The sequence below is a fragment of the Monashia sp. NPDC004114 genome (genome assembly GCF_053603855.1).
Map to the genome: position 1 here is coordinate 40,734 of NZ_JBSGGK010000017.1, position 24,411 is coordinate 65,144.

Below are 24,411 nucleotides of genomic sequence, written 5' to 3' on the forward strand. Positions count from 1 at the left end.
ATTACCGTCGAGTGGTCGCCCGCTCACACCAGCCCCCGACTTACCGAGACGAAGCGGCCACTCGACGATGCCGGACCCGGGGCGCGGGGGGCGGCATACGGTGCGGTGTCAGCGCGGCGTCAGCTGAGCGTGAGGGCCTCGCCGGTGTCGTCGACGTCGACCTTCACGGTCGAGCCGTCGCGGACGTCACCCGCGAGCAGCGCCCGGGCAAGGCGGTCACCGATCTCGCGCTGGACGAGCCGCCGCAGGGGCCGCGCACCGTATGCCGGGTCGTAGCCCCTGCTCGCCAGCCACTGCCGCGCCGCGTCGGAGACATCGAGCGTGATCCGGCGGTCCGACAGCCGCGTTGCGAACGAGCGCACCTGCAGGTCGACGATGTGGGCGAGGTCGTCCTGGCTCAGCGCGTCGAACACGACGATCTCGTCGAGCCGGTTGAGGAACTCGGGCTTGAACGCCGTGCGGACGACCGCCATGACCTCCTCGCGCTTCTCGTCCGGGCCAAGCGTCGGGTCGACGAGGAACTGGGACCCGAGGTTGCTGGTCATGACGAGGATGACGTTGCGGAAGTCGACGGTGCGACCCTGCCCGTCGGTCAGCCGGCCGTCGTCGAGCACCTGCAGCAGGATGTCGAACGTCTCGGGATGCGCCTTCTCGACCTCGTCGAGCAGCACGACGGAGTAGGGCCGGCGTCGCACTGCCTCGGTCAGCTGGCCGCCCTCCTCGTAGCCGACGTAGCCCGGGGGCGCGCCGATGAGGCGGGCGACGGCGTGGCGCTCGGAGTACTCCGACATGTCGATGCGGACCATCGCGCGCTCGTCGTCGAAGAGGAAGTCGGCCAGGCTCTTGGCGAGCTCGGTCTTGCCGACGCCGGTCGGGCCGAGGAACAGGAACGACCCGGTCGGGCGGTTCGGGTCGGACACGCCGGCCCTCGTGCGGCGGACGGCGTCCGACACCGCGCGGACGGCCTCGGCCTGCCCGATGAGCCGGGCGCCGATGTGCTGCTCCATGTGCAGCAGCTTCTCGGTCTCGCCCTCGAGCAGCCGGCCGGCCGGGATCCCGGTCCAGGCCGAGATGACCTCGGCGATGTCGTCGGCGCCGACCTCTTCCTTGACCATCGGCTCCTCGTCATGGACGGCCCGGGCCTCGCGCTCCTGGGCGAGCTCGAGGTCCTTCTCGAGAGCCGGGATGTCGCCGTAGAGGATCTTCGAGGCGGCGCCGAGGTCGCCCTCGCGCTGCAGCCGGTCGGCCTGGGTCCGGAGGTCGTCGATGCGCGCCTTGAGGTCGCCGACCGCGTTGAGCCCGGCCGTCTCGGCCTCCCAGCGAGCGGTCAGCGCGGCGAGCTCCTCGGACTTGTCGGCGAGGTCCTTGCGCAGCCGCTCGAGCCGGTCCCGCGAGGCGTCGTCGGTCTCCTGCTCGAGCGCGAACTCCTCCATCTTGAGCCGGTCGACGGTGCGGCGGAGCTCGTCGATCTCGACGGGGCTCGAGTCGATCTCCATGCGCAGCCGGGACGCTGCCTCGTCGATGAGGTCGATCGCCTTGTCCGGCAGCTGTCGTCCGCTGATGTACCGGTCCGACAGAGACGCAGCCGCCACGAGCGCCGAGTCGGCGATGGTCACCTTGTGATGAGCCTCGTAGCGCTCCTTCAGCCCGCGCAGGATGGCGATGGTGTCCTCGACCGAGGGCTCGCCGACGAAGACCTGCTGGAACCGCCGCTCGAGGGCGGCGTCCTTCTCGATGTGCTGGCGGTACTCGTCGAGCGTGGTCGCCCCGACGAGCCGCAGCTCACCGCGGGCGAGCATCGGCTTGAGCATGTTGCCCGCGTCCATCGCGCCCTCGCCACCGGCGCCCGCGCCGACGACCGTGTGCAGCTCGTCGATGAAGGTGATGATCTGCCCGTCCGAGCCGGTGATCTCGTCGAGCACGGCCTTGAGCCGCTCCTCGAACTCGCCGCGGTACTTCGCCCCCGCGAGCATCGCACCGAGGTCGAGCGAGTAGAGCGTCTTGTCGCGCAGGCTCTCGGGCACGTCGCCCTCGACGATGCGCTGCGCGAGGCCCTCGACGACCGCGGTCTTGCCGACTCCTGGCTCGCCGATGAGGACAGGGTTGTTCTTGGTGCGTCGCGAGAGCACCTGGACGACGCGCCGGATCTCGGCGTCACGCCCGATCACGGGGTCGAGCTTGCCCTCACGGGCACGGGCGGTGAGGTCGGTGCCGTACTTGGCGAGGGCCTCGTAGGTCCCCTCAGGGTTGTCAGACGTGACAGGGCGGCCACCGCGCAGCTGTGGGATGGCCTTCTCGATCGCGTCGGCGTCGAGGCCGAACTGCCCCGTGCGCGCGAGCGCGAGCAGCAGGTGGTCGGTCGAGACGTAGGAGTCGCCCATGGCCGTCATGTACTGCTGCGCCTGCTGGATCGCGGCGAGGGCGGTGCGCGAGAGCTGGGGCTGCTGGGCTCCCCCGGTGACCTGGGGCAGCGCGGCCATCGCCTTCTCGGCTGTCTCGGTGGCCAGCGCCACGCTCGAGCCCGCCGCCTGGAGCAGCGCGGGGGTGGTGGTGCCGGACTGGGCTGCCAACGCGAGAAGCAGGTGTGCCGGCTCGATGTTCGGGTGGTGCTTGCCGGCGGCGGTCGTCGCGGCCTGCGCGAACGCCTCCTGCGCCTTGTTGGTCAGCTGAAGGTCCATGCGTCCTCCTGGTCGGGAATGAAGATCGTTGGCGACAACCGAGCAACAGTTGAGTCTATTCCGCTCAACTTTGGGAGCGGAGCGCTGGGATCGTCACGCGTTCGGGTCGGGGTCGTACCACCCGTCGTTCTCCTCGGCCAGCGCCTCGAAGCGGGCGGCATACGCCTCGTCGTCAGGGGTACGCACGTACACCGCCCACTCGTGGTCGTCCGAGTCGTCTTCTCCTGCAAGGGCTTCGCGCACCACATGCACTTCCGCGAAGCCCTCGGAGTCCAGGTCGTCCGCGATCTCCTCTGCGACGTCCCGGTCGGGAAACACCAGCAGGTGCTCTCGCTCGGCCGGGTTGCCGCCACCCTCCCTGTGGTCCACCCAGCCAGACTAGGCAACGTCGGCCGGCTCGTGAACCGCTTCGGCGCCCTCACGCCACCCGAACGCGGTCGCCGGCCGCACGGGCACCGCCCACTTGGGCTGGACCTGCTCACGTGAGGACGTCCGCGCGACCCACCTGCGCACATGTGGTGCCGCATGGTCGAACCACCATGCCCGCTCGTCGTGCCACCACTGGGTGTAGCCGGCACGCTGAGCCGGTATGCCGTCCCGGAGCCGACGGGCAGCGCCGTGCGGGCCGGGCGCGGCCACCCCCGCCGACGGCGCCAGTCCGAGGAGCTGCCCTACCGCGTCCGCGATGCGTGCGTGGCCTTCGGGCGAGGGGTGCACCCGGTCGGCCGACCAGAGGGCCGGATGTTGCCAGTCCGCCAGCGACGCAAGATCGAGCAGGGTCGCGCCGTGACGCCGGGCAATCTCGCGAATCCCGTTGTCGAAAATGGAAACCCGTGCACGGACGGGGCGAAGCACCAGGGAGACGATGGGCGCCCAACCGGTGAGCAGCACGACGTGACCAGCGGTCCCGGCCACACGGCATACGGCGTCCTCGAGCGGGTCGAGAACCTCGTCGCGACGCAGTACCGGACGGAGCAGGTCGTTGCCGCCTGCCCAGATGGTGACGACGTCGGGGCGCATCGCGATCGCCGGTTCCACCTGCTCCGCGGCGACGTCGACGGTGCGCTTCGCCCGGAGTGCGAGGTTCGCGTACTCGGTCCTCGGTTCAGGGACCGCGAGTCGCGCTGCGACGATGTCGGCCCAGCCGCGAAAGCCGTTGGGGCAGCTCGGGTGCGGGTCGCCGACCCCCTCGGTGAGGGAGTCGCCCAGCGCGACGAACCTGCTCACGACCGGCACCATACGGTCGGACTCGCGCAAGGAGGCCAGCGTCGACATGACGGCCAGCCGACGGTTCGGCGAACACTCGTCGACGATCGCCGCACCACCCTTGCGTCAGAGGTGGGCCCTCGGGAGACAGTGACCCGGTGGCGGGGCGTTTCGTAGTGGTCGGCGACTCCTTCTCAGAGGGAGTCGGTGACCCGAACCTCCTCTACCCCAATGGGTTTCGCGGGTGGGCAGACCGGGTCGCCAAGCAGCTGGGTCGCGACGACAAGCGGTGGGAGTATGCCAACCTCGCGATCCGCAGCAAGCTGCTTGACGAGGTGGTCGACGATCAGCTCGAGCCGGCTCTGGCGATGGAGCCCACGCTCATCTCGTTCTACGCGGGCGGCAACGACATCCTGTCCCTGCGCACCGACATGGACGGGCTCGTGCAACGGTACGAGGCGGCGCTCGTCAGACTGGTCGACAGCGGTGCCCAGGTCCTCGTCTTCACCACCTTCGACACGAGGACGACCTTCCTGCTCGAACCGCTGCGCCGCCGGATCCTGGTGTTCAACGACGCCGTGCGTCGGCTGGCCGAGGAGCACGGTGCGGTGCTGCTCGACCACACCCTGATGCGGGAGTACGACGACCCCCGGCTCTGGGCCTTCGACAAGATCCACATGTCGCGCCAAGGGCACAAGCGGATGGCGGCCTTCGTGCTCGCCTCCCTCGGGATCCCGCACACCGTGCGGGTGAAGGAGCTCGGCCCCCGCGAGCGCCGTCCCTGGCGGACGGCCATCGGCGACGAGCTGCTCTTCGTCCGGTCGGAGGTGGTGCCGCTGGTCAGGAGGAGGATGCGGGGCGTGCGCGACGGCGACGCCGCGCTGCCGAAGTGGCCGGTCCCGATCCGGCCCGCCAAGGGGATGAAGCGCCTCGCCGCCACCCATTCCGGGGCGGCGCTGGCGCAGCGCTCGGGACGGCACCGGGTCGGCTGACGTCGAGCGAGCGCGCAAGGCGCGCGGGTGTGGGTCAGGCGTGCATCGGCTCCTCGCCGGTCTCGACCACGCGCCTCGCGAGCTCGCGCAGCTTGATGTTCCGGTGCAGCGATGCCTGCCGGAGCATCTCGAAGCCCTGGACGGCCGTCACCTTGTGCCGCTCGATGAGCACGCCGACGGCGTGGCCGATGGACCGGTGGCTCTCGATCGCCTGCTGCAGCTGCCGCTCCCTGGCGTCCGCGTCCCGCCGGGCGAGCACACGGTCGACCGCGTGGGCGAAGCTCCGTGCGAGCAGGTCGCCGACGATCGCCTCGTCCACGCTCACGAGACGGACCGCGCGGAACTGCACCCAGACCCGACAGGTCGACGACGCGCTCGACGGGGTGAGCAGAAGCCCGGTGCGGACCGGGTCGGGCTCGCCCGCGACCACGGGCGCCCGCACCCGGGCGGGCTGTGCGGGCTGGACGGGCTGGGAGGAAGGAGACAACAGGTCCCGTATGCCGCTGGGCAGGCTCTCGGGGTCCGCGACCCCATCGAGCGTGAAGAGCAGGTCGGCCTCGCCTGCCGTGACCCGCACGGCGGCGGCTCCGTCGAACAGGACGCTGAACCCGGCGACCGCGGCGACGACGACCTGCTCGAGCTCGGCGGCCGCCTCGAGCTCGAAGGCCAGGGACGCGGCCCGGTCGCGGCGCTCGCGCGCCTCCTGGTCATGCTGGGCCGGCCGGCGCAGGACCGCGCCGAGGCGGGCTCGCAGCTCGGACAGGACGAACGGCTTGATGAGGTAGTCGTCGGCGCCGCTCTGGAAGCCGCTCACCCGTGCCTCTGCACCGGCGCGGGCGGACAGCAGCACGACGGGCACCTCGGCCGTCGCCGGGTCCGCGCGCAGCTCATGGACCAGGGCGTTGCCGTCGAGGCGAGGCATCATCACGTCGGCAAGGACGACGTCGGGGCGGCGAGTGCGGGCCAGGGCCAGCCCCTGCAGGCCATCGGCCGCCGCGGTGACGTCGTAGTCGTCCCCGAGGGCGTCGACGAGGTATCTCCGCAGGTCAGGATGGTCCTCGACGATGAGCAGGCGTGGCTTGGCGCCGGCCCCCGAGCCGGCCCCCGAGCCGGCAGCCGTCTCGGCGGCAGGATCGGCCGCCACCGTCTGGAGGGTGACCTCGTCGATGAACGACTCGAGCGGTCGGCGCGTGATCGACTGCCCGTGGCTCCCGTCCGTGGGCGGGGTCGGCATCGTCACCGGCAGCTCGACCGAGAAGGTGCTGCCGACGCCGCGCTCGGACCGAACCGCGATCCGGCCACCCATGAGCTCGACGAGCTCGCGGGTGAGGGACAGCCCTATGCCGGCGCCGCCGCGCGAACGCCCCGTCGCCGGCGCGAGCTGCTGGAAGCGCTGGAAGATCCGGTCCACGTCCTCGGCCGCGATGCCGACGCCGGTGTCGGACACACTGACCTCGAAGCCGTCGCCGACGGGGCGGAGCACGACCGAGATCGATCCGTCGACCGTGAACTTCACCGCGTTCGAGAGCAGGTTGAGCACGATCCGCTCGTACATCTCGACGTCGAGGTAGGCCGCGGACGGCAGGTCGGCGCAAGACACCGAGAGCGCCAGACCGGCGCGGGCGACCGCCGGGCGGAACCCGTCGGCGAGGCCTCGGGTCACGGCCGAGACGTCGGCCTCGGAGGGGTGCGGCTGCACGACACCCGCCTCGAGCCTGGTCAGGTCCAGGAGCCGGTCGACGAGGGAGATGAGCCGGCCGCTGTTGCGCTCGATGAGGGACAGCCGCTCGCGATGGACGTCCGGCAACGGGGTCCGGACGTCCTCGAGAGCGTCGTGGGCCGGGCCTGCGACGAGCGTCAGGGGTGTGCGCAGCTCGTGGCTCACGTTCGCGAAGAAGGTCGACCTCGCGGCGTCGAGGTCGGCCAGGGCGCTGGCCCGTCGGCGTTCCTGCTCGAGCCGTTGCAGCCCGCCGAGCGCGGTCGCCACGTGCGTCGCGCAGGTCTCCACGTGTCGCTCCAGGCTCGCATCCCACGGCCGCAGCGGGTTGGGCTCGACGTCGAGACTGCCGACGGCCTCGGTGCTGCCCGGCTCGCGCACCGCGACCGACCGCAGGTCACGGGTGCTTCGATCGCCAAGCTGGTCACCGGCGAGCACGAGGTCGACCGACAGGTGGTCGGCCAGGCCGGCACCCATGGTCCGTTGCACGGCGGCGCGCACGCCGGAGGCGTCCTCGGCGCCTGCGAGTGCCGCGACGAGCTCGGCAGCGCAGCGCGCTCGGCGGTCGGCCACCACCGTGTCGGTGGTCTCGACGGCCACGTTGAGCACGCCCTCGACCGTGCCGTCCGGGCCGTGGATCGGGCCATACGTCCAGGTGAAGAAGGCCTCCTCGAGGAAGCCGCGCCGGTCGACCACGAGGCACTGGTCCTCGGACCACGTCGCGGGCGCACCGGACATGACTCCCGAGAACATCGGCGCGATGACATCCCACACCTCGGGCCACACGTGCGCGACCGGCTGGCCGAGAGCGTCAGCGTGCTTCGCCTGACCCAGGAGCACGAGGTAGGCGTCGTTGTAGATCATGCGCAGGTCCGGGCCCCAGGAGACCAGCATGGGGAACCGGGACGACAGGCAGATGCCGACGGCGGTGGCGAGGGTCTGTGGCCACGCGTCGATCGGCCCGAGCGGGGTGGCCGACCAGTCATGAGCGGCGACGAGCCGCCCCATCTCGGTGTGTGGGGCGAAGTGAGCCCCTGGAGCAGAGGCGAGAGGCGAGGGGCTCTCGTGATCAGGTGTCACGCGGGACTTTCCGGGGTCTGGCCACCCGAGTCGGGCAGGCCGGACTGACGGCCCCGTTGCTTGAGGCGCGGCCATCCTTGCACAGACCGCGGGCGCGCGCTGCCCCGGCTGGACCCCTTGGTCCACAAGCGAACCCGGCGGGTCAGCGGTCCTCTTGCCGCCAGACGACGAGAGCCTGCGAGGCGGGCGACCGCGGCGGGCGCTGCCCGGGCCGCATCGGCACGACGTCGCCGCGCAGCCCGACCGCGAAGACCCGCGGGGGCTGGGCGAGCGCGGCACGGGTGGCCTCGAGCTCGGCCGTGAGCTCGTCGACGCGACTGCGCAGGGCCTCGACGTGGTTCTCGAGCTCGAGGATGCGGTGGATGCCAGCGAGCGAGACGCCTTCCTGGGACATCCGCTGCACCTCGCGCAGCAGCGCCACGTCACGGGTGCTGTAGCGACGGCCGCCGCCGCGCGTGCGCGACGGCGAGACGAGGCCGAGCCGGTCGTACTGGCGCAGCGTCTGCGCGTGCATCCCGGCCAGCTCGGCCGCGACGGAGATGACGAACACCGGGGCGTCGTCGTCGTGCCCAGCGGGTCGTGGGTTCCTACGCGCCATCGTCGTCACCTGCCTTCCGTCTGTCGTGCGTGATGGGGGCCGTATGCCGTCAGCCGCGGGCGCGCTGGAACAGCTCCGCCCGGGGGTCGTGACCGTCCTCGGCGGCGGCCATCTTCTCGATCGCCTCGCGGGCCTCGTCGGTGAGCCGTTGGGGCACGACGACCTGGACCTTCGCGAGCAGGTCGCCGGTGTGGTCCCCTCGTCTGACGCCGCGGCCCTTGACCCGCAGCACGCGGCCGCTGGGGGTGCCTGCGGCGATCTTGACCTTGACCGAGCCGCCATCGAGCGTCGGCACCGGCACGGTCGCACCGAGCGCCGCCTCCGCGAAAGTGACGGGCAGGTCGACCGTGAGGTTGTCGCCGTCGCGGCCGAAGACCGGGTGGGTGTCGACCGAGACCGCCAGGATGAGGTCGCCGGCCGGAGCGCCGGGGTCACCGGGCCGGCCCTTGCCGCGCAGCCGGATCTTCTGTCCGTCCTTGACCCCAGCCGGAATTCGCGCGTTGATCCGCCCGAGATCGGGCGAGCTCAGCGCCACGGTCGCGCCCTCGACCGCGTCGCGGAAGCCGATCCGGGTCGAGGCGCTCACGTCGGCGCCCGGGCGCGGGCCCGCCGCGGCCCCGAAGTCGCCATAGCCCGGGGCGCCGCCGCCGAACATCTGCCCGAGGATGTCCTCGAGGTTCGGCTGGCCAGCGCCTCCGGTGCTGAAGCGCACTCGCTGCCCACCGGGAGCGCCGCCGAACGCCGAGAAGATGTCCTCGAAGCCCGGCCCGCCGCCCGGGCCGCCCGCAGTGAAGCGGGCGCCGCCGTGCGACATCGCGCGGATCGCGTCGTACTCGCGGCGCTGCTCGGGGTCGGACAGGACGGCATACGCCTCCCCGACCTCCTTGAACCGCTCCTCGGCCTTCGCGTCGCCGACGTTGTGGTCGGGATGCAGGTCGCGCGCCAGCTTGCGGTACGTCTTCTTGATCGTCGCCGCGTCGGCGTCCTGGGACACGCCGAGGGTCGAGTAGAAGTCCTTCTCGAACCAGTCCTGGCTAGCCATGGCGCGCCTCCTTGTCCTCGCGTGGCCGCATCGTCGTGATCGTCGTGGTCCTCACATCATGATGTATGCCGCTGGGGCCGCCCCGCACGACAGCTCGGGCGGGGCGTGCCCCAGCAGGAAGCCGCTCAGCCGGGGTCGGCAACCGACACCCGGGCTGCACGGACGAGACGCTCGCCGATCCGGTAGCCCGGCTGGAGCACCTGCACAACAGTCGTACCCGTCGCGCCCTCCGGAAGGTCGGCCTCCACGTGCATGAGCGCCTCGTGGATGTTCGGGTCGAACTCCTGACCGGCCTCACCGAGCCGCTCGACGCCGTACCTGCCGAGGGTCGACTCGAGCTTGTCCGAGATCGCGGCGAACGGCCCGTCGGCGAGGTCACCGGCCTGGCGGGCCATGTAGATGTCGTCGAGGACCGGCAGGAGCGCCTCGACGACGCTGCCCACGGCGGTGGTGCGGATCAGGTCGCGGTCGCGGTCGACGCGCTTCTTGTAGTTGACGTACTCGGCCTGCAGCCGCTGCAGGTCTGCCAGGTAGGTCATGGCCAGGGCGTCCTCCTGGGCGAGGGCCTCGCCTTCGGACTCGTCGGGGCCGTGGTCGTACTCGTCGTCACCGCCGGGCTCGGACGACGCGCCCGCGCCTCCCTCGTAGTACGAGTGGTGGCGACGGGACCCGTCGGCCAGACCGCCGGCCGCGCCGGGCGGCGTGCCCTCGGGCTCGGAGCCCTCAGGCACGCCGGCCGCGCCGGTGTTCGGGACGTCGGTCACTTGGCGTCCTTGGCCTCGTCCTCGTCGACGACCTCGGCGTCGACGACGTCCTCGTCGGCCGCTGCGCCTGACGACGCACCGGTCGGCGAGCCGTCCTCCGCTCCCGTCGAGCTCGTCGAGCCAGCGGCGCTCGCTGACGCCTGCTCGGCGGCATACAGCGCCTGGCCCATCGCCTGCGACTTCGTGTTGAGGTCCTCGATCTTGGCCTTGATGTCCTCGACCGTCGCCTCGGAGTCCTTCGCGATGGCGGACCTGAGGTCGGCGAGCGACTCCTCGACGGGCGTCCTGACATCGGCCGGGATCTTGTCGCCCGACTCCTTGAGGAAGCTCTCGGTCGAGAACGCGAGCTGCTCGGCCTGGTTGTGCACCTCGGCTTCGTCGCGACGCTTACGGTCCTCCTCGGCGTGAGCCTCGGCGTCCTTGACCATGCGGTCGATCTCGTCCTTGGACAGGGCCGAGCCGCCGGTGATCGTCATCTTCTGCTCCTTGCCAGTGCCCTGGTCCTTGGCAGAGACGTTGACGATGCCGTTGGCGTCGATGTCGAACGTGACCTCGATCTTCGGCACTCCGCGCGGGGCCGGCGCGATGCCGGTCAGCTCGAAGGTGCCGAGCGACTTGTTGTGCTGGGCGATCTCGCGCTCACCCTGGAAGACCTGGATGAGGACCGACGGCTGGTTGTCGTCGGCGGTGCTGAAGATCTCCGACCGCTTCGTCGGGATGGCCGTGTTGCGGTCGATGAGCTTGGTGAACAGGCCACCCTTGGTCTCGATGCCCAGCGAGAGCGGCGTGACGTCGATGAGCAGCACGTCCTTGCGCTCACCCTTGAGGACACCGGCCTGCAGGCTCGCGCCGACAGCCACGACCTCGTCGGGGTTGACGCCCTTGTTGGGCTCCTTGCCGCTCAGCTCCTTGACCAGGTTGGTCACGGCCGGCATACGGGTCGAGCCACCGACGAGCACGACGTGGTCGATGTCCGCGAGCTTGATGCCCGCGTCCTCGATGACCCGGTGGAACGGGGCCTTCGTCCGCTCGAGGAGCTGCTTGGTCATCTGCTCGAACTGGGCGCGAGACAGCGTCTCGTCGAGGTGGATCGGACCCTCGGGCGTCATCGAGATGTACTGCGCCGAGATGTTCGTGGAGGTCGCGGTCGACAGCTCCTTCTTGGCCCGCTCGGCCTCGTCACGAAGACGCTGCATGGCGATCTTGTCCTTGGACAGGTCCTGGCCCGTCTTGTTCTTCACCTGGGTGATGAGGTGCTGGACGATGACGTCGTCCCAGTCGTCACCACCGAGGTGGTTGTCGCCGTTGGTGGCCCGGACCTGGATCGTCGCGAAGCCGTCCTCGGCGTCCTTGCCCACCTCGAGGAGCGAGACGTCGAACGTGCCGCCACCGAGGTCGAAGACGAGGATGAGCTCGTCCTCCTTGCCCTTGTCGAGGCCGTAGGCGAGTGCCGCCGCAGTCGGCTCGTTGACGATGCGCAGGACGTTGAGGCCCGCGATCTCGCCGGCCTCCTTGGTGGCCTGGCGCTGGTGGTCCTCGAAGTACGCGGGCACCGTGATCACGGCGTCGGTGACGGTCTCACCGAGGTAGGACTCGGCGTCGCGCTTCAGCTTCTGGAGGATGCGGGCGCTGATCTCCTGCGCGGTGTAGCGCTTGCCGTCGATCTCCGGGGACTTCCAGTCGGTGCCCATGTGGCGCTTGACCGACCGGATCGTGCGGTCGACGTTGGTGACGGCCTGGCGCTTGGCGACCTCGCCGACGAGCACCTCGCCGTTCTTGGCGAACGCGACGACGGACGGGGTGGTGCGGCCGCCCTCAGCGTTCGTGATGATCGTCGGCTCGCCGCCCTCGAGGACGGCGACGGCCGAGTTGGTCGTACCGAGGTCGATTCCGACCGCACGTGCCATGGGTAACTCCTTGCTGGTGTGGACTCGTGTGAAGAGCGTGTTGGTCTGGGGTCTCGCGCGAACCGCTCGCACGCGGTGCAGGAGGCTCGTGCCCAATCTGCTCCGACCGGCGGGTGCCTGTCAAAACCGCGCTCGCAATTCTTGCGTTCCCTCGGCTCAACTTTGGTCGTCGCGACTTTGTTCCCCGACTCGCCGAGTGATCCCGAGCACGTCGAGCTGACCGCTCGACCGGCTTCCACCCGTCGAGCGGCTCACTCGAGGCGTCTACCGCTGCCGAGCCCGCGCGGCCTGGCGGACCAGGTGCTCGTGCTCGGCGACGTCCGTCGCCAGGCGGGCGGCGTCGGCGTATGCCGTTGCGGCAGCGGGAAGGTCACCGCCGAGCTCGTAGAGGTAGCCGCGGACGGCATACCAACGGTGCCGGTCGCCGAGCACCTCACGCAGCCGGTCCGTCTCGCGCAGCCCGGCGGGTGCGCCCAGCACGTGGCCCACCGCGACCGCGCGTCCGAGGACCGCCGCCGGGTCCTGGCGCACGGGGTCGTCGGTGAGGCCGACGAGGTCGTCGTACCACCCGAGGATCTGTGGCCAGTCGGTCTCCTGCGCCACTGCTGCGTCGTCGTGCAGGGCCGCGATGGCCGCCTGCACCTGGTAGCGACCCGGTGGCCGCGCGTCGCTCTGCAGCGCGAGAGCGGACTGCAGCACGCGGACGCCCTCCGCGATCTCCCGCGTGTCCCAGAGGCCCCGGTCCTGCCGGTCGAGCGTGACGATGCGGCCCTGCGCGTCGAGTCGAGCGGGGAGCCTCGCGTGGTTGAGCAGCATGAGCGCGAGCAGTCCGCGGGCCTCCGGCTCGTCGGTCGCGAGCGTGAGCTGGCGCGCGAGCCGGATCGCCTCGCCGGCGAGGTCCACGCGACCCGCATGGCCTGCGGTGTAGACGAGGTAGAGGACGCGCAGCACGACGGCAAGGTCTCCGGGCTGGTCGAGCCGACGTCCCCTCAGAGTCCGCTTGGCCCGGCTGATCCGCTGCGCCATGGTCGCCTCCGGCACGTAGAAGGCGTCCGCGATCTCGCGCGTGGTGAGGCCGCCGACCGCGCGCAGGGTGAGGGCAACCTGAGAGGCGGGAGCGAGGCCCGGGTGACAGCAGCAGAAGAGCAGCATCAGCGTGTCGTCGCCGTCCTCGGTCGCGATGGGCTGCGGCTCGGCATATGCCGCCTCCTCGCGCCGGTAGCGCGCGGCCTCACTGCGACGCGCGTCGACGAGCCGCCGTGCGGCCACCGTCGTCAGCCAGGCTCGCGGCTCGCGCGGCGGGTGCTCGGGCCACACCCGCAGCGCCTCGATCAGCGCCTCCTGGAGCGCGTCCTCGGCGGCGTCGAAGTCCTCGCCCCGGCGGACCAGCCCGGCGAGCACCCGCGGGACGAGGGCGCGCAGGGCGCCCTCGTCCAGCTGTCCTGCCGGGTCGTCCGTCACGAGGTGAGGTCGTCCGCCGGAGCCCCGGACATGACCTCCCGCACGTCGATCCACTCGTACAGCGGCTCCCCGCCAGGACCAGGCTCCGACGACACGTAGGCCGCGAGCTCGAGCGCGCGCTCGCGCGAGTCAACGTCGATCATGTACCACCCGGCGACGAGGTCGCTGGTCTCCGGGTGCGGTCCGTCCGTCGTGACCGGTGCCGCGTCCGGGCCGCCGTAGCGGACCCAGGTCTGCGTCTGGGTGAGGGCCTGGGCATCGACGAACTCGCCGTTCTCCTCGAGCAGCTCGCTCACGTGCCGCAGGAACGCCATGTGCGCCTCCACGTCCTCGGGCGCCCACTGGTCCATCGGCGGGACGGGGCGGTGCGCGTCGGGGCCTCCGCGGTAGTGCTTGAGAAGCAGGTACTTCGCCATGGTGCTCTCCTGTGTCGTGAGCCGCGCCGGTCGCGGTCCTCACCTGTGGAGCGGAGCCGGTCACCTCTTCTCGACATGAAACCACCACCGGGTTCCACGCGAGCGTATGCCGGGCGCCCGGGAGAGACGGAGTGCCCACTCGACGGGGGCTGGTGGGACGGAGCGCCCACTCGACGAGAGCGGGAAGTCCTGGTCGAGTGAGCGCTTCGTCTCAGCCGTCACAGCGGCGCGACGCGCCTATGTGAGCGTGGTGCGGGCACAGCCGCGGTGGGTACCGTGCGAGACGAGACCCCGGAGGTGCCTCGTGTCGCAAGTCCGAGCCGGACGCAGCAGCCACCGCGGCCGGGTCGCGTGCGCGGGCGCGGCCCTGGTGGCCCTCTCGGTCATCGCCGCGTGCTCGACGACTGGTCCTACCGCGCCGACCACGTCGTCCACGCCCGCGACCACCGCCACGGCCACTGACACCACGACGCAGGCTCCGTCCACGACGACACGGCAGGCGTCCGGATCCAGCGTGCCGGCGTCGAGCCCCGGGTCCGCCTCCGGCTCGGTGCGAGTCGTGCGCACCGTGGCGACGGGCATCGACGTCCCGTGGGGCCTCGCGCGGCTGCGCGACGGCGGGGTCCTGATCACCTCGCGAGACTCCCTCACCGTGAGCCGGCTCGACGTCACGACTGGCCGGCTCACCACGGTCGGCACCGTCCCCGGCGTGCTGACCGACGTCACCAGGGGCGGCGAGGGCGGCCTTCTCGGCATTGCGGTGAGCCCTCAGTTCGCTTCGGACAGAACGATCTTCGTGTACTTCTCCACGTCGAGCGACAATCGCGTCGCCGCCATCACGTACGACCCGTCGAAGCCCGCCGGAGGCCAGCTCGGTACTCCGCGAGCCATCGTCACCGGCATCCCACACGGCATACGGCACAACGGGGGACGTCTCGCGTTCGGTCCCGACGGGTACCTCTACGCCACGACCGGCGAGACCGGCGATCCGCCTCTGGCGCAAGACCGCTCGTCGCTCGGCGGGAAGATCCTCCGGATGACTACCGCCGGCAAGCCTGCTCCCGGCAACCCGTTCGGGACTCTCGTCTGGTCCTACGGCCACCGCAACGTGCAGGGCATCGCGTGGGACGCAGGCGGGCGGCTGTGGGCATCGGAGTTCGGCGACCACAGCGAGGACGAGCTCAACCTCATCCTGCCGGGGCACAACTACGGCTGGCCCGAGACGGAGGGCTTCACCACGCAGCAGGGGATCACCGGCCCGGTCGCGCAGTGGGGCCCTCCCGAGGACTCGCCGAGCGGGATCGCGGTCGCCGACGGCTCGGTGTGGATGGCGGCCCTTCGCGGCCAGCGCCTTTGGCGCATCCCGCTCGACGGCACGAAGGTCGTGGCGAGCCCGCAGGACTTCCTCGTCAGCCGTTACGGCCGGCTCCGAAGTGTGCTCGCGCTCGACGATCACACCCTGCTCGTCACGACGAGCAACCGGGACGGCCGGGCCCAGCCGAACCAGGGCGACGACCGCGTCCTCCTGGTCACCGTCAGCTGAGCCTCCCCGGCAGCTCGGCGCGGGCGTCAGGCGTCGACGACCCGGCGCAGCTCGAACGCCTCCCGGAGCCCGGTCACGTCGGCGCCCGGAACATGCTGGGCGGCAAGCGCATAGGTGTCCTCGACGAGACCGACGAGGGTCGCGACCGCCTCGTGCGGCGGCGCCACGAGCAGCGACCTGATGCGCTCGACGAGCCGGTCGGGGCGATGCGGAAGCAGCGTGGCCTCCCAGTCGAGCCACTTGTGGAACGGGTGCGGCATCCAGACGCGGTTGATCCCGAAGAGCGCGTCGAGGACGCCTTGCACGTCGTCGACGATGTCGCGGTGCAGCAGGAACACGTCGTCGCGGTCGGCGAGCATCTCGAGGCGCTCGCGAGATCGCATGTCGAGTCCCTGGAGCACGAGCGCGACCGCGAGGGCCTCCGGGTATGCGGCACACCGCCGCCGCCACGCGTCGATGACGGCTTCGCCGTGGAGGGGTATGCCGTCCCGCAGGGCCGTGACGCGCACCTGCAGCTCCGCGTCGGTGTCCCCCTCCAGCGCGCGGTCGATGTAGTCGTCGATGGTCGAGGTGACGAAGCCGCTGACGTCGATCTTCACCCCGTCGACCGACAGCCCGTCCGCCCACTCGACGTCGTCCGTCTCGGCGTAGACCCGCGCCCAGCCGGCGCCCTCGATGGCGGCCTCACGGTCCTCGACGGTCGGCGGCGAGGACCAGTAGACGTCGAGCTCGATGTCGGATAGCGCATCGGCCCGTCCGCGGGCGACCGAGCCGCCGATGAGGGCGGCGACCACCTTGTCGTTGGCCTGGTACGCCTGGACGGCGCGGCGGGCGATGCCGACCCGGCGCTGCACCTCGTCAGGCTGTCGTGGGGTGTCGGCGACGTTCATGCTGGCCATGATGCAGCGACGAGCCGCGTTGCGTGGCCTCAATGTCCGGTGGGGAGGCGCACGCTCGCGATCGTGGTCAGGACCGGGTGTGCGTCGTCGCCGTCCTTGATCTCTCCGCCTCGCCACACCATCGACAGGTCGCGTCCCTGCACGGACAGCTCGGCGAGGCTGTTGTCGAACCACGGGCCGTCGGTGACCCGCCAGGGGTAGGCCGGTTCGGGCACGCGCTTGGAGTGCCTGGTGACGAACCGCATCGGCCGCACCAGTGACCGGGCGAAGGCCGACATCATGACCCGGATCCCGATAGGCATCGGGTTGCGGATCGGAGAGCAGACGGCCTGGATGATGCGTGACCGGGCGCCGTATCGGGCCTTCGCGTCGATGACCTCCGTGACGTACGAGTTGTGGACGTCACCGGACAGGAACACGATCGTGGCCGGCGCCTGGCCGCGCTCACCCCTGGCCACCGACATCACCATGTCGAAGACCTCGACGAAGCCGTCGTTGAACGCAGCCCAGTGCTCGAGATCGACCGACTGGCGGACCTTTTCGGCCCCTCGCGAGACGAGCCGGCCGTGCGCCCCGGTCGCGAGGACCTCGTCGATGGCCTCGAAGTCGTGCAGGCCCGGCGGGAGCATGAAGGGGAGCGACGTGCCGACGAGCAGGTGCGTGACGTCACCAGTCAGCTGCTCGTCGAGCCAGGCCATCTCGTCAGGGTCGAGCATCGAGCGGTGCTTCGGCTCCAGGACGCGGGCCGCGCGCGAGTCGACCACGACGAGGCGGGTGTCGCCGAGGTCGCGCCGGTAGCTCCAGCGGTAGACCTCAGGGTGGCGGTCGGTGCGGCGGGCGAGGTCGAACACCGCGTCGGTGAGGTCGACCTCCTCGTCGCCGTCCGCCGCGTCGAGATACCGGGCGTAGACCTCGTCGTCGGCCAGCTCGGCCGGCGAGAGGTTGCCGATGTGCTGGTACACCCAGTAGGACGAGAGGCCGCCCATCAGCCGCTCGTGCCACCAGGGCGTCTTGTTGATCTCCTCGTGCCACGTCCACGAGGTGTTCCAGTCGTCGCGGATGTCGTGGTCGTCGAAGATCATGCAGCTCGACACGGTCGCGAGAAGCCACCGGTTGGCCTCCTCGGTCCATCCCAGCCAGTAGAGGTAGGCGTACTCCTCGTAGTCCTTGATCTCCTCGCCCGGCGGCTCGTCGAGGCTGCGCCTGCGTGCGATGAACTCCCTCATCTCGTCCGACGTCTCGTCGGCATAGACCTGGTCGCCGAGGAAGGCCAACAGGTCCGGCCACTGCTCCTCGCCCCGGGTCAGGGCGAGCGCCAGCGTGCGCAGCGCGTCGACACCGTGGGTCTGGTTGCCCGAGCGGTCGTGCGAGGCGCTGGTGCGGCACGAGCCGAAGAGCAGCCTCGTCGGCCGGCGCCGGTCCATGGTCCGGATCCGTGGCGGAGGGAAGGGACTGTCCGGCGGCGGCCACACGGGAACGTCACCGAGCCGGACGGCATACTCGAGCTCGTCCCCGGGCTCGAGCCCGTCGACCACGACGAGGGCGTAGTGATGCCCCTTGACGGCGAAGGTCGGCGCGCGCCACTGCCGCCCGCCGGCGACGACCGTGACGACCGCGGCGGCGGGTGTCTCGACCCAGATCGTGGCGTCGGTCTCGCCGACGTACCTCAGCATCGGGCCCAGGACGAGCTGGACCGACTGGTCGGACACGCTCATGACAGAGCCATACCCGCTGCGCGGCCTGCGGTGGCGTCCGGCCTCAGCCGTGTCCGAGCTGGGTGTCCAGGAACGCGAGGACCCGCTCCCACGCGTCCGCGGCGACCTCGGCGTTGTACCTCGACGGTGCGGTGTCGTTGAAGAAGGCGTGGCCGACGCCGTGGTAGACGCGAGCGCGGAAGTCGACCCCGGCCTGGGTCATGCGGGCCTCGAGCTCCGGCACGCCGTCGGTGATGCCGTGGTCCGCTTCGCCGTAGAAGGCGAGCACCGGGCACGCGATGGTCGCGGGGTCGGCGTCCTCGGGAAAGTGCCCGTAGAACGGGATCGCGGCCCTCAGCCGCGGCTCGGAGGCGGCGAGCGCGTAGGTGTAGGTCCCCCCGAAGCAGTACCCCATCACCGCGACGCGGCCCTCGACGCCCGGCTCGTCGACGAGGGCGTCGACGGTTGCGCGGAGTGCGGGCACCGCCCACGCCGCGAACTCGGGCTGCCGGGCCGGCGTGGTCGCGGCCCGCATCTCCGGCTGGGCCGCGAGGCGGTCCGCCTCGGTCCCGTTGAACACGAGCGTGAAGAGCCGCTCGCCGGCCTCGGGAGTCAGCCCGACGTGCCCGAGCAGGTCCGGCGCGACCGCGATGTAGCCCTGCGCCGCAACCCGGTCGGCGACGTCCTTGACGTGGTCGACGAGTCCCCAGATCTCCTGGATGACGATGACGGCGCCACGCGGGGCATCCGCCCCGGCGGGCGGGTCGGCGCGGTAGGCGGTGAGCTCGTGCTCGGGGAACTCGATCATCTGACCCATGCCCATGTCATATCAGGGCGTGCTGGACCGTGGCCCCCGGATGCCGGCTGGGCCTTCGCTGGGAGGATCGCTGGGTGACGACGACGACGGAGGCCGCCTGGGCGGTCGCGCTCGCGCGGTCGGCCGTCGGGGTCGGCCCCGCTCGCGAGTCTGCCCCCAGGTATGCCGGCCCCGTCGTTGCCGGCGTCGCGGCGGCACCCGGGGTGGGCTGGGTGGAGACTCCGTCGGGCGCGGACATCGCGCTTGTCGACGAGGTCGTCGTCAAGCTGCACCACCCGCGCACGGACGTCGGGGAGCTGCGCGCGCGGCTCGAGGCCGTCCGGACGGAGACGCTGGCCGGGCTCTTCGTGCAGCCGCTCACGGCAGCCCTTCAGGCACCCGACGGGCGCTGGGCCACGGCCTGGCCGAGGATGGAGGTGCTCACCGAGGATGCAGCGGAGATCCCCTGGGCGCACGCGGGGCGCCTGCTCGCCTCCCTCCACCGAGCGTCGTCACCACCGGTGCTGCCGCCGCACGGCGGTCCGGCGCGAGTCGAGCGGGCACTCAGGCGAGTGTCCGGCATTGACGATCGGACCGCGACAGACCTGGCCGACCTGGGCACCCGCCTGCTGCACGAGGTCCGGTCCACGGCCACCCGGCATACCGGGGGGGCGCCGGCGACGCCGCACACCGTCGTCCACGGGGACTGGCATCTCGGCCAGCTCGCCACCTCCGGGCCGCGGCTGCGGCTCCTGGACGTCGACGACCTCGGCGTCGGCGACCCCGCATGGGACCTCGCCCGGCCGGCCGGCTTCTGGGCGGCCGGGCTGCTCGACGACTCAGCGTGGCGGACGTTTCTCGACGCGTACCGGCGGGCGGGCGGGCCGGCCGTTCCCGCCACCGGCGATCCGTGGCCCAGACTCGATCTCGCTGCCCGATGTGCCGTCTTCGTCGCGGCTGTCCGCGCAGTGTCCATCCAGACCACTCACAGCGTTGACCCAGCGGGCTCCCTGTTGGAGGCGTGCGCCCGGATGTGAGGATGGGTCTTATGAGCCAGCAACCACCGCCCTTCCCGCACCAGGACGCCACCGGAGCCGCCGGCTACCAGCAGCACGGGTACGTCTGCCCGAAGTGCCGCGGCACGATGCGCACCTACGACCGCAACGGGGTGCACGTCGAGCAGTGCGACCAGTGCCGCGGCATCTTCCTCGACTTCGGCGAGTTCGAGCACCTGAGCCAGCTCGAGGGGCGGTTCGCCGCGCAGCCGCCGCCTGCGCAGTACGGCGGGCCGTCCTGGGGTAACCAGAGCGGGCACAAGTACCGCAAGAAGGGCTTCTCAGGGCTCTTCTTCTCCAGCTGACCCATCGGCCCTCTGGTGTCTTGGGCTCAGGGGCGGTCCCGGTGTCGGTGACGAACGCCGGTTCAGGGCACTTGTGACTCGGCAGGCGGTTCTAGTGCGGTATAGATCCGAACCAAGGGTTCGGCATCACCTTCACGACCGTGGGTGCACCAATAGATAGCAGTCACTGTCCACAGATGCCCGTCCGGCGCCAAGTCGACGCGGTCCCCGACGCGGGGCAGCACGGGGAACGGCCATGGAGACTCGACGGCATCCCCGGGGATGCCCTGAGCGAATGCGTCGGGTCGCTTGCTGGGCCGAACCTGAAGAATGACGGCTTTCAGTTCCTTCACAGGTCGTGCCAGTCGGGTAGGTCCCGTTCGGACCGACCACCCCGTACTCATAGTCCTCCCAGTAGGCGCTGCGCACTCCTCGGGACGACTTGAACCACTGGACGCTGGTCTTGAAGTGGTACGAGTCCGACAGCTGAGCGGATCCGCGTCGCCGGGGACTCCTGCCTACGCACGCCTCGCTTTGGGGGTCGCGCTAGGCCGGTTTCGAGGGCCCGTCGAAAGGACCACTCGGCTGCACGAACCCAGCCGAGTGGTCAGCTCGATGCGGGCAAGCTCACTCGACGCGGCTCACCGTCTTCTCGACACCCGCGATGACTCTCGAGTAGTCGTCGGTCGGCGACCTGCCGAGGACGGATCCCCAGGCGGGCACCAGCTCCGGGCCGTACCGGTGGCCGTAGCCGTCGGGCGGGTCGTGCCCGACCGCCATGTCGGTGGTCAGCTGCCAGAACGTCACGAACGGGATCCACGTGACGTCCGGGTTGACGTCGCGGCCGCGCGGCTCGCGCAGCCAGTCGGGCTCCGCGCCGAGCAGGGCCGGGTTCCACCAGACCACCGGGTCCGAAGGGTGCTGCGCATAGACGAACCGCGGGTACTCCCAAGCGCCGTAGTCGCGCCCGTAGTAGTCGTGGGTCAGCTCGTCACCGCTCGCCGCGAACCGGATGTGCTTCCCGCCGTCGACGACCGGCACGATCTCCGGCGAGCCCTCGTTGCGCGCGGCCGTCAGCGACTCGGCGATCTCGGTGAAGCTCGGCGTGCCCACCCAGACGCCACCCTGGCTGCGCCGCAGCATGTCGTTCGCGTCCGTAAACGCCGCCTGACCGCCGTACGAGCCGAGCGACTCGCCCCCGACGACCAGCTGAGGACGGTCACCCTCGGGGAGCTTCGACCACACGGCATACACCTTGTCGAAGAGCGCCTTGCCGGCCTCCCGAGGCGTCTCGCGGTCGGTCATCATCGACATCGCGCTCGGCAGGTAGGAGTACTGCATGGCCGCGATCGCGCTGTCGCCGTTGCTGAGGTACTCGATCGACTGGGCGGACCAGTCGTCCACCCACCCGGTGCCCGTGGTCGTGAAGACGGCGAGGACCTTCCGGTTGAAGGCGTTGGTGCGCTGGAGCTCCCTGACGACGGCGTCGGCGACCTGGGACACGGTGCGGTCCTGGGTGCGGCCGGCATACACCCTGATCGGGTCGATCGCGCCGAGCCCGGTTGCCGCCGTGATCTGCGCGGCGGTCGGCGCGCTGGTGACGAACATCTGACCCTGGAACCCGAGGCTGGCGTAGCTCTCGTAGGACCCGGGCCCGCCCGAGCGCAACGGCGACGTCGGAGCCGAGCGGCCAGGCGGCGGATTCGAGTTCACTTGTGCCGCAATGGCGGCGAACGCCTGCATGCCGCGCCGGAAGACGACGTTGTCGCTGATCCACGCGGTCGCGGTGGCCACCACGACGACCGCGATCACGCTGGCGATCGTCTTGGGCAGCACCTGGTTCGCGGCCTCGGCGAGGCGATGGGTCATCGCCCGAAGCCCGCGAGCGATCGCGATGAGCAGGACGAGGATCGCGGTGGCGAGCACGAGCGCCATCGCCCAGTCCACCGGGTGGAGCGGGTCGAGGTCCACGACTGCGGCGGTGCGCGCCTGTGACCTGACGTTGGCGACCGTGACGCCGAGCACGGCGACGGCGGCGAACAGCGGGGCGGCAACGAGCAGCCAGTGGCGCGCCTCGCCACTGACCGTGACCCGCAGGTCGATCAGCCGCGCGACCTTGCGCACCACCCACGACAGGAGCACGCCGATCGCGTAGCCCAGCGCGGCGCACAGACCGCTGATGATGCCCTGGTAGTACCAGGTGCGCGGCAGCAGGCTCGGCGACATCGAGATGAGGAAGTACACGGCCCCGAAGAACAGCCCGGCGCGCGAGACGTGCCACCACGGCTGCCGGCCGGGGCGCACGAGATCGCGAGCGAGAGGCATGTAGCCACAGTAAGTGGACGCAACCGGACACCGCCTCAGGTTTCGCCCTTAGTCACCCCTGAGTCCCCTGACCAAGCCGGGCCCGCGATCGGCAGGATGGGGGCGTGGGCACCCCCGAGCGAGTCGACCGCTTCCACCGTGACGGCCTCGAGTTCGACGTCAGCGACGAGGGCCCGCTCGACGGAGAGGTCGTCGTGCTGCTGCACGGTTTCCCCACCGACCGCACGTGCTGGGGCCGCGTGACCGCGGTGCTCAACGGCGCCGGGCTACGGACCCTGGCCCCCGACCAGCGTGGGTACTCCCCCGCTGCGCGCCCGGCCGGCCGGACGGCATACCGGCTCGAGGAGCTGGTCGCCGACGTCGTCGCGCTCGTCGATGCCACGGGGGCTTCACGGGTCCACCTGGTCGGGCACGACTGGGGCGGCGCCATCGCGTGGCTCGTCGCAGGCAACCACCCCGACCGCGTCGCGACCGTCACCGCGGTCTCGACCCCGCACCCCGCTGCCCTCGCGCGCGCCTGGCGCACGGGCACCGACCAGCGGCTGCGCTCCTGGTACATCGCCGCCCTGCAGGTCCCGCGCCTGTCCGAGTGGGCGCTCGCTGCGCGGTTCGAGCGGGCGCTGGCGCGCACGGGGCTGCCCCCCGAGGACACCACGAGGTATGCCGCCCGCCTGGCTCACCGGGACGCACTGACCGGGCCGGCCAGCTGGTATCGCGCGGTGCGCTCGTCCCACATCAGGGCGCATCGCATCCGGGTCCCCGCTGCGCTGGTCTGGGGCCGGTCCGACCCGTTCCTCGGGCGGCGTGCGGCCGAGCTGACCCGCGAGCATGTGACGGCGGACTACTTCTTCGTCGAGCTCGATGCCGGACACTGGCTTCCCGAGACCCGTGCCGACGACGTGGCCAGCGTCATCCTGCAACGCGTCGGCCAGGGGTTGAGCGGCAGTGACGATGCGAGAAACACGCCCGACCCGAGGTAGTTTCGCGACGTGAAGATCGACATCTGGTCCGACATCGTGTGCCCGTTCTGCTACCTCGGCAAGCGCCGTCTCGAGCAGGCGCTCGCGACGTTCGAGCACCGTGACGAGGTCGAGGTGACGTGGCACAGCTTCGAGCTCGACCGTGGCGCCCCCGCGGTGTCCAGCCAGCCGCTCGTCGACCTCGTGGCCTCGAAGTACGGCATCAGCCCGGACCAGGCCGCCGAGCAGCACCGCTCGATCGCGGCCGCCGCCATCGAGCTCGGTCTCGAGTTCAACTGGGAGCAGGCGCGATACGGCAACACCTTCGATGCGCACCGCGTCGTGCACCTCGCGGCCGACCATGGACTCGCCGACCTCGCCCACGACCGGCTCATGCGCGCTTACTTCACCGACGGCCTCGCCGTCGGCGACCGCGACTCGCTCGTCGCGCTCGCCCTCGAGATCGGGCTCGACGAGTCCGAGGTGCGCGAGATGCTCGACTCGGACGACTACGGCAACCACGTCCGCAGCGACGAGGCGACCGCGAAGATGCTGGGGATCGAGTCGGTGCCGTTCTTCGTCCTCGACCGTAAGTACGGCCTCTCCGGCGCCCAGCCGGTCGGGGTCTTCCAGCAGGCCCTTGCGACCGCGTGGGCCACTCGCCATGAGCAACCTGAGCCGGTCGCCGTCGGCGGCTGCGGCGGCGGCTGCGGAGCCGGTGGCTGCGGCGGCGCCTGCGCCCGCTGACCGACCTGCGCACCGCCCCCGCCCCCCGCTCCAGGTCGAGTGGCCGCCTCGTCACTCTGGTCACGTGACGCGTGGGGCTGGTGGGGCGCAGCGCCCACTCGACGTGGGGCTGGTGGGGCGAAGCGCCCACTCGACGTGGGGCTGGCGGGGCGAAGCGCCCACTCGACGTGGGGCTGGTGGGGCGCAGCGCCCACTCGACGTGGGGCTGGTGGGGCGCAGCGCCCACTCGACGTGGGGCTGGTGGGGCG

Annotated in this window: 20 protein-coding genes; 6 read left to right on the forward strand and 14 right to left on the reverse strand. The window is 71.1% G+C overall.

Translation table 11 applies throughout. The features are described 5' to 3' along the window. Nucleotides 1-119: 119 nt before the first annotated feature. The 3 genes from clpB to ACWEOW_RS19400 form a co-directional block, all read right to left on the reverse strand. Nucleotides 120-2,678 (reverse strand): ATP-dependent chaperone ClpB, encoded by a 2,559-nt coding sequence (gene clpB, locus ACWEOW_RS19390; RefSeq protein ID WP_452270877.1) that lies wholly within the window; start codon nt 2,676-2,678, stop codon nt 120-122. A 93-nt stretch (nt 2,679-2,771) separates the two neighbouring features. Continuing rightward, a complete protein-coding gene (locus ACWEOW_RS19395) occupies nt 2,772-3,047 on the reverse strand; it encodes a hypothetical protein (RefSeq protein WP_452270878.1) in 276 nt (91 codons plus the stop codon). A 9-nt stretch (nt 3,048-3,056) separates the two neighbouring features. After that, a complete protein-coding gene (locus ACWEOW_RS19400; RefSeq protein WP_452270879.1) occupies nt 3,057-3,905 on the reverse strand; it encodes an SGNH/GDSL hydrolase family protein in 849 nt (282 codons plus the stop codon). Between the two features lie 137 nt (nt 3,906-4,042). Between ACWEOW_RS19400 and ACWEOW_RS19405 the strand changes: the two genes are divergently transcribed. Further along, nucleotides 4,043-4,876, forward strand: a complete 834-nt coding sequence (locus ACWEOW_RS19405; protein WP_452270880.1) for an SGNH/GDSL hydrolase family protein — start codon at nt 4,043-4,045, stop codon at nt 4,874-4,876. Between the two features lie 34 nt (nt 4,877-4,910). On the opposite strand, the gene ACWEOW_RS19410 is transcribed toward ACWEOW_RS19405, so the two are convergent. From ACWEOW_RS19410 to ACWEOW_RS19440, 7 genes are all read right to left on the reverse strand, one after another. After that, complete coding sequence (locus ACWEOW_RS19410) at nt 4,911-7,673, reverse strand: ATP-binding protein (RefSeq protein ID WP_452270881.1); 2,763 nt, start codon at nt 7,671-7,673, stop codon at nt 4,911-4,913. Between the two features lie 142 nt (nt 7,674-7,815). Beyond that, the gene (locus ACWEOW_RS19415) at nt 7,816-8,271 is read right to left on the reverse strand and encodes a heat shock protein transcriptional repressor HspR (protein WP_452270882.1); all 456 of its coding nucleotides are present in this window, start codon (nt 8,269-8,271) and stop codon (nt 7,816-7,818) included. 49 nt (nt 8,272-8,320) lie between these two features. Continuing rightward, complete coding sequence (locus ACWEOW_RS19420; RefSeq protein ID WP_452270883.1) at nt 8,321-9,313, reverse strand: DnaJ C-terminal domain-containing protein; 993 nt, start codon at nt 9,311-9,313, stop codon at nt 8,321-8,323. 125 nt (nt 9,314-9,438) lie between these two features. Continuing rightward, the gene (locus ACWEOW_RS19425) at nt 9,439-10,077 is read right to left on the reverse strand and encodes a nucleotide exchange factor GrpE (protein WP_452270884.1); all 639 of its coding nucleotides are present in this window, start codon (nt 10,075-10,077) and stop codon (nt 9,439-9,441) included. After that, entirely contained in the window at nt 10,074-11,984 is a 1,911-nt protein-coding gene (gene dnaK / locus ACWEOW_RS19430; protein ID WP_452270885.1) for a molecular chaperone DnaK, read from the reverse strand. Before dnaK ends, ACWEOW_RS19425 begins: the two co-directional genes overlap by 4 nt. Before the next feature lie 264 nt (nt 11,985-12,248). Further along, nucleotides 12,249-13,445: an RNA polymerase sigma factor gene (locus ACWEOW_RS19435; RefSeq protein WP_452270886.1), complete on the reverse strand. Its 1,197-nt coding sequence runs from the start codon at nt 13,443-13,445 to the stop codon at nt 12,249-12,251. Then, entirely contained in the window at nt 13,442-13,861 is a 420-nt protein-coding gene (locus tag ACWEOW_RS19440) for a YciI family protein (RefSeq protein WP_452270887.1), read from the reverse strand. The genes ACWEOW_RS19435 and ACWEOW_RS19440 overlap by 4 nt, the downstream gene beginning before the upstream one ends. 304 nt (nt 13,862-14,165) lie before the next feature. Here ACWEOW_RS19440 and ACWEOW_RS19445 point away from each other — a divergent pair, with 304 nt between their 5' ends. Then, on the forward strand, nt 14,166-15,404 hold the full coding sequence (locus ACWEOW_RS19445; RefSeq protein ID WP_452270888.1) for a PQQ-dependent sugar dehydrogenase: 1,239 nt from the start codon (nt 14,166-14,168) through the stop codon (nt 15,402-15,404). A gap of 26 nt (nt 15,405-15,430) precedes the next feature. On the opposite strand, the gene ACWEOW_RS19450 is transcribed toward ACWEOW_RS19445, so the two are convergent. From ACWEOW_RS19450 to ACWEOW_RS19460, 3 genes are read right to left on the reverse strand one after another with little or no spacing between them, the layout of a single operon-like run. Next, nucleotides 15,431-16,294, reverse strand: a complete 864-nt coding sequence (locus ACWEOW_RS19450; protein WP_452270889.1) for a hypothetical protein — start codon at nt 16,292-16,294, stop codon at nt 15,431-15,433. Nucleotides 16,295-16,332: 38 nt separating this feature from the next. Continuing rightward, complete coding sequence (locus tag ACWEOW_RS19455) at nt 16,333-18,018, reverse strand: alkaline phosphatase D family protein (protein WP_452270890.1); 1,686 nt, start codon at nt 18,016-18,018, stop codon at nt 16,333-16,335. Nucleotides 18,019-18,061: 43 nt separating this feature from the next. Continuing rightward, complete coding sequence (locus tag ACWEOW_RS19460; protein ID WP_452270891.1) at nt 18,062-18,814, reverse strand: dienelactone hydrolase family protein; 753 nt, start codon at nt 18,812-18,814, stop codon at nt 18,062-18,064. A gap of 74 nt (nt 18,815-18,888) precedes the next feature. Here ACWEOW_RS19460 and ACWEOW_RS19465 point away from each other — a divergent pair, with 74 nt between their 5' ends. Further along, nucleotides 18,889-19,830 carry a phosphotransferase family protein gene (locus ACWEOW_RS19465; protein ID WP_452270892.1) on the forward strand — a complete coding sequence of 314 codons (942 nt, stop codon included), beginning with the start codon at nt 18,889-18,891 and terminating at the stop codon, nt 19,828-19,830. A gap of 11 nt (nt 19,831-19,841) precedes the next feature. Beyond that, nucleotides 19,842-20,153: a TFIIB-type zinc ribbon-containing protein gene (locus tag ACWEOW_RS19470; protein WP_452270893.1), complete on the forward strand. Its 312-nt coding sequence runs from the start codon at nt 19,842-19,844 to the stop codon at nt 20,151-20,153. 606 nt (nt 20,154-20,759) lie between these two features. Here ACWEOW_RS19470 and ACWEOW_RS19475 read toward each other — a convergent pair. Next, complete coding sequence (locus ACWEOW_RS19475; protein ID WP_452270894.1) at nt 20,760-22,457, reverse strand: alpha/beta hydrolase; 1,698 nt, start codon at nt 22,455-22,457, stop codon at nt 20,760-20,762. Between the two features lie 104 nt (nt 22,458-22,561). On the opposite strand from ACWEOW_RS19475, the gene ACWEOW_RS19480 reads away from it, so the two are divergent. Both ACWEOW_RS19480 and ACWEOW_RS19485 read left to right on the forward strand, forming a co-directional pair. Then, the gene (locus tag ACWEOW_RS19480) at nt 22,562-23,437 is read left to right on the forward strand and encodes an alpha/beta fold hydrolase (RefSeq protein ID WP_452270895.1); all 876 of its coding nucleotides are present in this window, start codon (nt 22,562-22,564) and stop codon (nt 23,435-23,437) included. A gap of 9 nt (nt 23,438-23,446) precedes the next feature. Further along, nucleotides 23,447-24,163: a DsbA family oxidoreductase gene (locus tag ACWEOW_RS19485; RefSeq protein WP_452270896.1), complete on the forward strand. Its 717-nt coding sequence runs from the start codon at nt 23,447-23,449 to the stop codon at nt 24,161-24,163. Nucleotides 24,164-24,411 lie beyond the last annotated feature (248 nt).

Coding starts and splice junctions, on each gene's coding strand:
- ACWEOW_RS19450 (WP_452270889.1), bottom strand. CDS start 16,294: ATGAACGTCGCCGACACCCCACGACAGCCTGACGAGGTGCAGCGCCGG.
- ACWEOW_RS19460 (WP_452270891.1), bottom strand. CDS start 18,814: ATGGGTCAGATGATCGAGTTCCCCGAGCACGAGCTCACCGCCTACCGC.
- ACWEOW_RS19475 (WP_452270894.1), bottom strand. CDS start 22,457: ATGCCTCTCGCTCGCGATCTCGTGCGCCCCGGCCGGCAGCCGTGGTGG.
- dnaK (WP_452270885.1), bottom strand. CDS start 11,984: ATGGCACGTGCGGTCGGAATCGACCTCGGTACGACCAACTCGGCCGTC.
- ACWEOW_RS19455 (WP_452270890.1), bottom strand. CDS start 18,018: ATGAGCGTGTCCGACCAGTCGGTCCAGCTCGTCCTGGGCCCGATGCTG.
- ACWEOW_RS19420 (WP_452270883.1), bottom strand. CDS start 9,313: ATGGCTAGCCAGGACTGGTTCGAGAAGGACTTCTACTCGACCCTCGGC.
- ACWEOW_RS19470 (WP_452270893.1), top strand. CDS start 19,842: ATGAGCCAGCAACCACCGCCCTTCCCGCACCAGGACGCCACCGGAGCC.
- ACWEOW_RS19415 (WP_452270882.1), bottom strand. CDS start 8,271: ATGGCGCGTAGGAACCCACGACCCGCTGGGCACGACGACGACGCCCCG.
- clpB (WP_452270877.1), bottom strand. CDS start 2,678: ATGGACCTTCAGCTGACCAACAAGGCGCAGGAGGCGTTCGCGCAGGCC.
- ACWEOW_RS19440 (WP_452270887.1), bottom strand. CDS start 13,861: ATGGCGAAGTACCTGCTTCTCAAGCACTACCGCGGAGGCCCCGACGCG.